At 35.1% G+C, this 11,377-nt stretch carries 9 protein-coding genes; 3 read left to right on the top strand and 6 right to left on the bottom strand.

Going from position 1 to position 11,377, the window contains the following annotated elements:
• The first annotated feature begins 165 nt into the window (after positions 1-165).
• Both JCM15579_RS19580 and JCM15579_RS19575 read left to right on the top strand, forming a co-directional pair.
• On the top strand, positions 166-2,142 hold the full coding sequence (locus JCM15579_RS19580; RefSeq protein WP_157471571.1) for a putative porin: 1,977 nt from the start codon (positions 166-168) through the stop codon (positions 2,140-2,142).
• 175 nt (positions 2,143-2,317) lie between these two features.
• Positions 2,318-3,661, top strand: coding sequence for an MltF family protein (locus JCM15579_RS19575; RefSeq protein WP_172677479.1), 1,344 nt, complete (start codon positions 2,318-2,320; stop codon positions 3,659-3,661).
• Here JCM15579_RS19575 and JCM15579_RS19570 read toward each other — a convergent pair.
• The 6 genes from JCM15579_RS19570 to JCM15579_RS19545 all read right to left on the bottom strand — a co-directional run bounded on the left by JCM15579_RS19570 (position 3,638) and on the right by JCM15579_RS19545 (position 10,064).
• On the bottom strand, positions 3,638-4,297 hold the full coding sequence (locus JCM15579_RS19570; RefSeq protein WP_083464783.1) for an NUDIX hydrolase: 660 nt from the start codon (positions 4,295-4,297) through the stop codon (positions 3,638-3,640). The genes JCM15579_RS19575 and JCM15579_RS19570 overlap by 24 nt on opposite strands.
• A gap of 114 nt (positions 4,298-4,411) precedes the next feature.
• Positions 4,412-5,794, bottom strand: a complete 1,383-nt coding sequence (gene gatD, locus JCM15579_RS19565) for a Glu-tRNA(Gln) amidotransferase subunit GatD (protein WP_054722947.1) — start codon at positions 5,792-5,794, stop codon at positions 4,412-4,414.
• Positions 5,794-7,767 (bottom strand): Glu-tRNA(Gln) amidotransferase subunit GatE, encoded by a 1,974-nt coding sequence (gatE, locus tag JCM15579_RS19560; RefSeq protein WP_054722945.1) that lies wholly within the window; start codon positions 7,765-7,767, stop codon positions 5,794-5,796. The genes gatD and gatE overlap by 1 nt, the downstream gene beginning before the upstream one ends.
• 91 nt (positions 7,768-7,858) lie before the next feature.
• Positions 7,859-8,344: a DUF2059 domain-containing protein gene (locus tag JCM15579_RS19555; RefSeq protein ID WP_054722942.1), complete on the bottom strand. Its 486-nt coding sequence runs from the start codon at positions 8,342-8,344 to the stop codon at positions 7,859-7,861.
• A 27-nt stretch (positions 8,345-8,371) separates the two neighbouring features.
• A complete protein-coding gene (gene blaOXA, locus JCM15579_RS19550; RefSeq protein WP_083464782.1) occupies positions 8,372-9,172 on the bottom strand; it encodes a class D beta-lactamase in 801 nt (266 codons plus the stop codon).
• 4 nt (positions 9,173-9,176) lie between these two features.
• Positions 9,177-10,064: a CPBP family intramembrane glutamic endopeptidase gene (locus JCM15579_RS19545; RefSeq protein WP_054722940.1), complete on the bottom strand. Its 888-nt coding sequence runs from the start codon at positions 10,062-10,064 to the stop codon at positions 9,177-9,179.
• 609 nt (positions 10,065-10,673) lie between these two features.
• Here JCM15579_RS19545 and JCM15579_RS19535 point away from each other — a divergent pair.
• The coding region (locus JCM15579_RS19535) for an IS256 family transposase (RefSeq protein ID WP_157471570.1) at positions 10,674-11,377 on the top strand (704 nt) is incomplete at its 3' end.

Below are 11,377 nucleotides of genomic sequence, written 5' to 3'. Positions count from 1 at the left end.
ATGTTCTGATTTTTATAAATCAACATCTGAATAGCAATATTTGAAGCTTTGACAAGCTTCCGCTTACCTTGAATTTAGATTCATTAACTCGCGCTTAAGGTTTTTTAACCTATATTTTCAAACAATCTGTTTAAGTTCGTCTCAGTTTGTATATCTTTGTACGCTATGAAACAATATTTCATAATATTAGCTCTTGTATTTGGACTAAGCACAATTTCTTTTGCACAAAGAAAATTAACTGGTGCTAGCATTGGGCCTGATGGCAGATCAATGTCTGATAAATCAAAGAAAGATGATTCTAAGATGTTGGATAGTTTAGGTTATAATGTCGAATCTGTTATTAAAACCTGGAAACTTACTGATATGAATTCTTCAAGAGAAGAATTTAAGTTGGATACAATTTTAGGCGAAATTCAAAACTACAATCCGATTTATCAGAAGAGCATTTCTAATTCTTATTTGGGAAATCTAGGAGCAGCTTATCAAAGCAATATTTACATTGATAGGGAAAAGGACGGATTTTTATTTTTCGATGCGTATAGAGCTTATATGGTCAAACCAGAGGATATCGTTTATTTTAATACTACGACACCTTATACTAGATTATTTTATGAAACTGGTGGACCCAAAGGACAATCGGAAAATCTATTAAAGGTTCTGCAAACACAAAACATTTCGCCGAACTGGAATTTCGGAATAAAATATGATTTAATTTCAAGTGATGGTCAGTATCAGAATCAGAAAACTAAATTGTATGATCTCACACTTTTCTCGAGTTACAAAAAGAGAAACTATGGAATGAATATGGTTCTAAACATGAATCGTATTAGCGCGAATGAAAATGGGGGAATTGTTAATGATAGTTTGGTTACTGATGGAGATGAAGAATCAGAAAATATCCAGGTAAATTTGACCCAGGCAAGATCGAAATTGACAAATTTTAATTTGTTTATGAATCATTCCTATGGGATTGGCAAGGAAAAAGAAATAGTAATTGAAAAAGATACAACTTATTCGTATGCTATTGACTTATTATATACTTTGAATTACGAAAAAAATAGTTGGCAGTTTAAGGATGATAACTTGAATAAAGATTTTTATCCTATTGGCTTTTTATTGAATCAAAACTCGACCTTTGATAAGGTTGAACAATCATTGGTTAAGAATACATTTCAAATTGTTTTTAATGAAAATGAAAACAAATGGATTCGCTTAGGAGCAAGATTTGGTATCGAAAGTGAATTCTTGAAATATAACCTTAGAAGAAATGTGACTCAATATGCTTGGCAGCAAAAGGATGAAAACATCCATAACAATCAACTTGTTGCAAGTTTATTTAGCTTATCTGGAAAATCTGCAAACTGGAAGGCCGTTGGTAAATATGTGTTTGAAGGATATCGCCAAAATGATTTTGATTTGGATTATCAATTCATAAAATGGTTTGGTGAAAAGAATTCAGGACATGGTTTTAAACTTTCTGGAAGATTGGAATCGACTACTCCAAATTACATTATGGAGAAGTATTACGGAAATCATCAGCAATGGGATTTACAGCTTGACAAGCAAACAGAATTACGTGCTGGTGTGGAATATTTTAATAAGAATTATAGATTTAAAATTGGTGCAAATTTCAGTCAAATAGACAATTACACCTACTTTGGGTTGAATGCTACACCTGAGCAGGCCGCTGTTGGAATTTCTGTTCTAACCGGATATTTGCAGAAAAACTTCAAATTAGGAAACTTTTATCTAAACCAAAGCTTGGTTGGTCAAAATAGTTCAAACGAGAAGCTTTTACCTCTTCCAACTTTATCAATCTATAGTAATAACTATTATAAAAATGAATTTTTTAATGGTGCATTAGGTTTACAAACAGGTGTATCCATACATTACAATACAAGTTTTTACGCTCCAAATTATATGCCTGCTACAGGGCAGTTCTTTTTGCAGGAGCAAAAGGAATTAGGTGATTATCCTAAGGTAAATGTGTATTTTAATTTTAGAATAAAAAGGACACGTTTATTCATTATGTACGAGCATGCAAACGCTTCTATTGGTAGTAAAAACTATTTTTCAGCACTTCATTATCCAATCAATCCGTCTATGCTGAAATACGGATTAATTTGGACTTTTTACAATTAAGAATTCTTAATAGAGGCCTAGAATATAAATCAAATATTTCTTGGTTCGAGACCTGTTTATTTCTAATTTAATATTAGGAAGGGAGAATTTTATGTCGCAATTTAAATACATAAAGCTACTTATACCTTTGATTTTCATGGTATTTTTGCAAACGTGTAATCAGCAACGTAAGCTTGTGAAGTTACAAATGCAGGAAAAACCCATTGTAGAATTAAAGCATGTAAAGCTGCGTGGAAAACTAAGAGTGATTACCAATTATAATTCTACCGATTATTTTATTTACAAAGGTAGAACAATGGGATTTCAGTATGAAATGCTGAAAGCTTTGGCCAAACATTTGAATGTGAAGCTTGATTTGACGGTAAATAACGATTTGGTTTCTTCTTTTGAAGCTTTGGAACGCGGTGATGTTGATTTACTAGGTATGAATTTGGCTGTAACTGGAGAAAGAGTGGAAAAATTTAATTTTACTGTTCCTCATAGTCAATCACGCCAAGTGTTAATACAGATTAATGATTCTATTCATCCTGTCGGATATGTGAGTGAAAAATCGCAATTATTTGGGAAGCAAATTCATGTTCCAAAAGGATCATCATTTGAGGAAAGATTAAATAGAATATCGAATACTGGAAATGATGATATAGAAATTGTACCTGTTGATCAAATTGAGGTAGAAGAATTAATTTCTAAAGTAGCTAATAGAGAGATTTCCTACACAATCGCAGATGAGAATGTTGCAATGGTAAATCAAACTTATTATCCAAACATTGATATTCGAACACATTTAAGTGAGCCGCAAAATCTGGCTTGGGCTTTGAGAAAGGGAGCCGACGATCTTACGAAAGATATTAATATGTGGTTGATTGATTTTCAGAAAACAAGGGAATATAAAATCATCTACAGAAAATATTTTAAAAGTAGTAGAATTGAAGAGATGCTTCAAAGCGAATACTTTACTTTAAGGAGTGGTAAGATATCGGAATATGATGATTTGATAAAGAAAAATGCAAAACTGATTGGTTGGGATTGGCGATTGTTATCGGCTTTGGTTTATCAAGAATCAAATTTTAATCCTAATGCACGTTCGTGGGTTGGTGCTTTTGGTTTGATGCAATTAATGCCGGAAACCGCATATCGATATGATGTGGACTCTTTATCCACTGCTCAGGAGAATATAGAGGCAGGTGTGAAACACTTAAAATATTTAGAAAATAAGCTAGATAAAACATTAGGAGATAAAACCGATAAGTTGCAATTTTTGCTGGCTTCCTATAATGTTGGCTTGGGTCATATTCTGGACGCTAGAAGGCTGGCGCAAAAGAATGGGAAGAACCCGGATCAATGGAAGGGCAGCGTTGACTATTACCTTCTGAACAAATCTAAGCCCGAATTCTTTAATGATCCGGTGGTAAAATATGGATACTGTCGTGGTCAGGAGCCTTATTGGTACGTAGTTAAGATTTTGGATCGCTATAAGCACTACAAAAATATGACTTTAACGGATCAAACCAGCTCTTAAAAATACCTCTCGTAATTCAGATAAAATCATTGCAGTAGCTCCCCATACTTTGTGCCCCTTGGCATCGAAATATGGGGCATGTATTGTAAGCTCATTTTTTGTAAAACTAAATTTGGAAATATTTTCTTTTGAAAGGAGTTCTTGAACAGGCATTTCAATAACTTCTTCAACTTCAAAAGTATTCAATTTAAAATCAGGTCTTTCTTTGCAATAGCCTAAAACAGGTAGTACCATAAAATTGCTCACAGGAATATATAATTCAGTTAAGAACCCCAATATTTTAATTTTTTTGCATTCAACCCCAAGTTCTTCGTTGGTTTCGCGAATTGCAGTAACGGTTCTGTTGGAATCGCTCTCTTCGTACTTTCCTCCTGGTAAACTAATTTGACCACTATGACTTGTATTTCCTGAAGTTCTTTTGATAAAAGGAAGGTACAATTGACCATCTTTAGGATAGAAGAGTAATAGAACGCTACTGTCTCTGGCGATCGAAGGATCACTTTTTTTTAGAGCATGTTCACGAATTGAAGGCGACATTATTTTTTGAGCATCAAAGCCTGGAAGACTATTATTTAGCTCATTATTTAATTGTTGTGTGAATTGTTCTAAATCAAATGTAGTATCTAATAAACTCATATAATCCTTTTTCAAATCTTACTTAAAGATAGAAATAAAGTTTCCCCAAGTCGTCAAAAATGGATTAAACTTTATGGAAATTCATTAAAAACCCGGCTTTTGGCCGGGTTAAAATCATTTTCTGAAATTTTTAACAAATTGTTCTACCTCAGGTACACCTCCCTGGTAGAGTAAATATCCATTGTAAGGTTCTCGTTTTGTAGTTTCATCATTAATTGGTGTCTTCATGATATCAATGACCTTTTGTCTATCGTTGGTTTGACCAAGAGTCCAACCTAGTTTAATATAGGCAGCCTCCGGCAACATATTGTCTAAGGGTATTACGCCCATTGCCATTAAATCTCTACCAGTATCATACACAAACATGTGAGTATAACCCCAAAGAGTTTGAACAGTCATAAATATATGAACACCTTTTTCAACCGCTCGTTTTAAAGCCGGATAAACTGGCTTATTAACGTGTCCAAGTCCGGTTCCTGCAATAATGATTCCTTTGTATCCGCAATCAACCAATGCATCAATTATATCTGGTTGCATGTTAGGATAGTAGTAAAGAATCGTGACTTTCTCTTCGAAATATGGAAGAATTTTAACATTCTTGTCCTTGCGGCGATGATTGTATTTTTTCTTTATTGGTTTTACACCTTTTCTTGTCACCGTTGCCAATGGCGTATCTCCTAATGTTCTAAAAGTGGAACGATAACTGGAATGCATTTTTCGAACTCTTGTACCACGGTGAAGGAATCCATATTCATCAGAAGTTGGACCAAACATACAAACCATTACTTCGGCTATATCTCCATGGCCAGCAGCAATGGCGGAATGCATTAGGTTCAAAGCAGCATCAGAAGAAGGTCTATCCGATGATCGTTGAGAGCCAACTAAAACCACGGGAACAGGTAAATTCTGAACCATATAGGTAAGTGCAGCTGCAGTATGATGAAGTGTATCGGTTCCATGAGCAATAATGATTCCATCAACTCCATTTTCGATTTCCTTACCAATAGCAATGGCTAAAGAGATGTATTGTTGTGGTCCCATGTTCTCACTAAATACGGCAAAAACTTTCTCTGTAGTCAGGTTACAGATATCTGCTAATTCGGGAACAGAGCCATACAATTCTCCTGGCGAAAAGGCCGGAATAACAGCTCCGGTTCGGTAGTCAAGACGGGAAGCAATGGTTCCGCCAGTACCAAATAATTTCACCTTTGGCTGTCCTTCGGTGTAAGGAAATTCTTTTTCTGGAACTTTGTAGTTGGCTTTTTTGTAGCCGGTTTCCTTCATTTCCTTAATGGTAGTAATATTGATCCCAATGTTATAGCCAGTATCAATTTTTAATACGATATGTTGATCATCATCATTTTCGGCACGTGGTAAAATTGTGCCATCAAACTCACCTCTGGTTGTTACAATATGAGTTTTTCCCCATACTCGTACATTATATTTTTTGAGGGTTTCCAGAGCATCACCCTTATATCCTTGAAAAAGATCTTCCATTATTGTAATCGTTTATCGATGATTTCCCTTAAATCTCTTAACTCAATATTACCAATAGCTTGCTTGTGAAGTTGGCCCATAATCCAGTGCACGGCTTCATTTGTATCTTCTGTTTTTCTGATGTCACGGTATTTCTCGGCTAAGAAATCTATCGGAGCTGCCAATTCATCCAAGTTTCGTTTCTTAAATTTTAGAGCGGTTAGCATAGAATTAAATTCCATACTTGGATGTTGAAACAGTATTGGGAGTAAGTATTTTGCAATATTAATGTGCAGACCTTTTTCGTGTATAAATTTAAATAGCCCAATAAGTTTTCGATAGTTGAAATCGGGATGTGCTTTCTGTTTGCCAGCAATATTCTTGTAGGTATGGCCAAAGAAGATTGCAACACGTTTAGGATCGAATTTGAAGCGTTCGCAAATCTCTTCTATCACTGGAAAGATATTCTTGCTTAAAATAAAATGGTAAGCATCCACAGGTACTCTCCATTTGCTTAATAATTCTATTCTTTCAGAAATATCTTGAGGCAAATCTTTTCCTAATTTTTCAATGTATTCATCCGATAATGGAATTGGACAGGAATCAGTGTCAGGATACATTCTATCTGCACCAGGAAGAACTCTTTCGAATATGGTTGTTCCGTTTGGAAGTGATTTTCTGGTTTCATTAGGAACTCCATCAAAAATCATTTCACAACGTTCAATTACCGTTTCTATTGCCGTTTTCATATCCTCTTCCGGTCCCCAGATTACGATTTGTGCATCATTATTTTTTGCACTCAGTTGCGTGCGAATTGTCGCGAAATCATGATCAGAAATGGTTAGATCTTCTTGTTCCGAATAAACCATATTTGGTTTTTCGATACAAGCAATTACTTTTAATCTTTGAGAGATTTCATCAGCAAAAACCTGATCAGGTTGAGTGAAATGGGAGAGGAATCCTTTAAATTCAGGGATATTGATGGCAATGATTTTATGTTTTTTCTCTTTGCACTCTACCAAGGGGAGATAAGTAAACTTAAACTCATGTGGATCTAACTCCATGTACTTAGCTTGCCATTTTTCCTTTGTAATTCTTTCCAGCAATAACTTTTTGATATGCAATAAGGCCCATTGGCGGAATGCTTCATTGTGAGAAAGTTCTGGAATCCATTTGTTGTGAGCAACTCCTTTGATTTCGACTCTTGAACCACCTCGGCAACTAACATTCACATCTTCACGTCCGGCTCCCATTCCTGTGCGAACCAAACCTGTGCTCCTATTTAAGAAGCGAATGTATTCTGCAGCTTCACGCAATTCATCTGGAGTAAACAATTCGGGTGCTGTAACTGTTTCGATCAAAGGCATTCCTAAACGATCGGTTTTGTACCATCTTTCGTGACCAACATCGGCAATTTCACGGCAAGAATCCTCTTCAATACTCAGTTGTATCAGGTTTACCTTTTTGTTGCGAAGTTGAATATGCCCATTTACTCCAAGAATTGCAGTTCTTTGAAATCCAGTAGGAATACTTCCATCAAGATATTGCTTTCGGGTGATATGAACTTCGCCAACCACGTTGAGTTTGCTAAGCAAAGATATTTTAAGTGCAATTTCTAATGCTTCCGGATTGATTTTAAAAGGAGGAGTATCGTCAATTTCGTAGGTACACGCTGTTTCGTTGTTGATTCGATAAATAATGTTCTTACGGGTTTTAAATTCCATAAGCGCAGTTCCATCGTATCCACCTAATTCGCTCATGGCAGGTCGCATATGACGAATTACTTCAGCATCGTAATCTCCATTTTTTTGAAATACGCCACATGGGCAATGGCAAAACAACTTCTCTTTTGTGGCAAGTTGTTGATGAACTTCTAAACCCGACTTAAATCCAATTCTACGATAGTCTTCAGGCGTGGCGAGCCTTCTGTCTACATAGCCAATTTGTTGTCGGGTGAGTTCATAGTTTTGTTTGGGTGTAATTTTAGTACTCATTTCGGGTTAAATTGGTAACCCTAAAAAGTACATATTATTCATTGCACAGGAAATGATAAATGACAGGTTTACAATCTAAAAGTCAAATAAATTATGGAGTGAACGGTAATCTTATTTTAAATCCCTTGCTTTGGATATCTTCATGAATTCTTCTCCCAACTTCTTGTCCCCAAATCATACCCACTTGCATACTTTCAGCAGTAATAGCAGGAGTTTTTTGAGCAATTCTTTTGCCAGCATCCGATTCAAAAAAAGCAATCATTGCTTTTACATCTTCATGTGATAGATTTTTGCGGTAAATGGGAACAATCATATTGTATAAGTCATCAAAGGAAGTCTTTAAAAATTCTTCCTCCGTTTTTTCCCAATAACTTGCAGGAACATTGGATTCTTGCGATTTAAAATGTTCAATCATGGTTTTGATTGACTGTTTGAAGCTATTCGCAGATCCATTTACCTGAAATAGATGTTTTACATCTTTCGCATATTCATCGTCATTTACACCTTGATTGGCAAAACAAGTACTCGCTGTAAAAAGCAGCATCAATAAAAGTAACTTGGTCCCTATGATTTTCATTGCTTTGTATTTTGGTTTAGTAGGTTATTATCTTGTCAAATTTAAAACTTTTAGAATATCTGTTGTTATTTGTTTTCGATATTTGGCTTCATCTGATGAATTGATATCCATATTTAAGGCAAAAAAGTAGACATTGTCCTTGTTTTCAAGATAACCAACGTACCAACCAATTTCTTGTTCGATGCGTGCGGCCCATCCTGTTTTTGCTCGAATTGAATAGTCAGGGGTTTGTTCTACAAGTAAAATCTTTTTTACAGTTTCCTGATTTTTCTTTTGAAATGGCAATTGGTTTAAGTACAATCTTTTTAAGAAATCAATTTGTTGATTAGGCGTGATTCGGATATCTCCATTCAACCAGAAAAGATCAATCTTTCCACCAATGTTTTTGTTTCCGTAATCAGCTTTTTCAACCCAATGTTTCATTCTCTTTTCACCAATTCGTCTAGCCAACTCCTGGTAAAGCCAAACAACAGAATTTTTAATTCCGGATGCCAAGTTATGATCCTGATTCCATGATTCAATAAATCGTTTTTTTCCATCCCATTTAATGATTTCATTTTCGTCTTTAATTACTTCTGTTTCCAGTGCAATCATCGAATTAATGATTTTAAAGGTAGATGCAGGTAGAAAGGCAGAATCCAATCTCTCAGAATTGTAAGTCAGTGATTTATTATTTTTAAAATCATGAATAATAAAACAACCATTCACGTTTGCTTGTTCGAATATTTCTTGTAGGTCATTTGCTTTGTATGCATCAAGAATGGATTCTTGTTGCTTTGTACAAGAAAAGAGTATAACTGATAGGAATAAGAATAGAATCTTTTTCATAGCGTTAAGCTTTTAACAATTTATAATCCTGCTTTTTGTAGATAAACCAAAATAAAACAATACATGCTGTGCAAAGTATGCTGGCAAGTAAAGAACCCTCAAAACCGAAATTACCTCCAGTAAGAATTTCATTGCCTGTAATGGTTTGAGAAATTAAAGTATCGCTTTTTGTACCACTTACTTCGAAACCAAAAATGGGTCCTTGAAAAAAGTTCCAGCTAAAATGCAAGGCAAGCGGAAACCATAAGTTTTTGGTGAAAATGTATCCAATTCCCAAGAGAATTCCGGCAAGAAAGATATTTGTAATTCCTAATATTGATACGTTAGGATTCAATAAATGTAATGCTGTAAAAATTAATGAGGATAGAATCAGGGCAAGGTATCTGTTCATTGAATCCATAAAGTTTCGAAGAATGTAGCCACGAACAATTATTTCTTCGTTTATTGAAACAAAAATAAACAGGAATACAGATTGTAGCAGACTTCCCATCGCAAAATTAATGGATTCAATGGTGAGATTACCATTGAATTGAAGAATAACTGTTCCAAGTCCCATCATTATAATTCCTGCCAGTAAGCCCCACAGAATATCTTTGCTGCGATTTTTAATCGAGAATCCTAAATCAAAAAAGTGCCTTTTATCAATGAACCTTGCAAAAATCCATACAATTAACAATGTGCCAAGTGTCCCGGTAAATTGACCAAATACCATAAAATCTTTAGACATTTTTAAATTCTGAAAGTTTTCAAAATCTAGATTTCCAGTAATTGCACCATATAGGATAACGCCTAACAATTGAAAAATACCTGTTACAATAAAAAAAGGAATAATAATAAGAATTGCACGTAACCAACCTTGTTTGATAGCTGGTTTTGAGATGATTTGGTTCATTTTGTATGTAATTTAGTTAAGCTGGTTAAAATTAACAGAATAATTTAAAACATATCAGTTTATACTTAAGAAATGCATTTTGATCTGAAACAATAATTAGGTAAAAATTGAAATACAATTACTCCTGAATATCTTGAGTCATCTTACACTTCATATTTTAGATTGTAATATTATTAATGTTTGAATCTGAGTTGATAGATACTCTCTTTAAGCTATTAATTGTACTGTTACTCCTGTTAATGCTATCCTAACACCGGATAAAAGCATTGTGCGATCTGCCGGATGTATAGTCATATTTACCATTTTTATCGAGAGACCTAAGAAAAGCACGCTCATTCCTACCAAGTGCATTACACTTATTAACAATGAGCGTGCGGATATCAACATTGAGCGTGCAGATGGCAGGTCTGACGATGCAGATGACAGGTCTCACGATGCGGTTATCAACAATGACGGTGCAGATATTAACATTGAGCCTGCACTTGGCAGGTCTCTCGATACAGATGGCAGGTCAGACGGTGCACTTGTTAACATGAGGGAAACAATGGCGAGTCTGTTCATTAAAGTGTGTCAAGTAAAAGTTTAAGAAACAATTAATAACTTGATACAATGGATGGCAAAGATTTTAATTACAAAGAATTTGAGAAGGAAGCTTTAGAAGGTCTCAAATCAGGAAAAAAACTGGAAGGTAAAGATGGAGTTTTGGTCCCTTTACTTCAGCGTTTGTTAAATGCAAGTTTAAATGGTGAATTGGATGCTCACTTAAATGAATCCAAAAAAACCAATCGTCGCAATGGCAGAGGTAAGAAAAAGGTAAAAACAGGTTTTGGAACAGTTGAGCTAACACCTCCCAGAGATCGTAACGGTAGTTTTGAACCTGAACTGGTAAAGAAGCGACAGTTAACTCTGGGAGACGGAATAGATCACAAAATCATTTCCTTATATGCCAAAGGAATGAGTTATGAAGCCATATGTGATCATCTTGAAGAATTGTATGGGATCACTTTATCTCCATCAAGTTTGACGGCCATAACTGATCGTATCATTCCTGAAGTTTATCAATGGCAAAATCGCCCTTTAGATGCCATTTACCCAATTGTTTGGTTGGATGCTATACACTACAAAGTACGCCAGGAAGGAAGGATTGTTAACAAAGCAGTCTATCATGTTTTGGGTGTCAATCATAGTGGAGTGAAGGAGGTTTTAGGCATGTATATTGGAGAAAAAGAAGGAGCAAAATTTTGGTTGCAAGTACTTAGTGATCTGCAAAATCGGGGCGTTAAGGATATTCTTATTGCCTGTATAGATAATTT

Origin of the sequence: Marinifilum fragile JCM 15579, from assembly GCF_001310955.1 — a bacterium.
GTDB classification, from domain to species: domain Bacteria; phylum Bacteroidota; class Bacteroidia; order Bacteroidales; family Marinifilaceae; genus Marinifilum; species Marinifilum fragile.
This window is presented reverse-complemented; position numbering and strand designations above follow the sequence as displayed.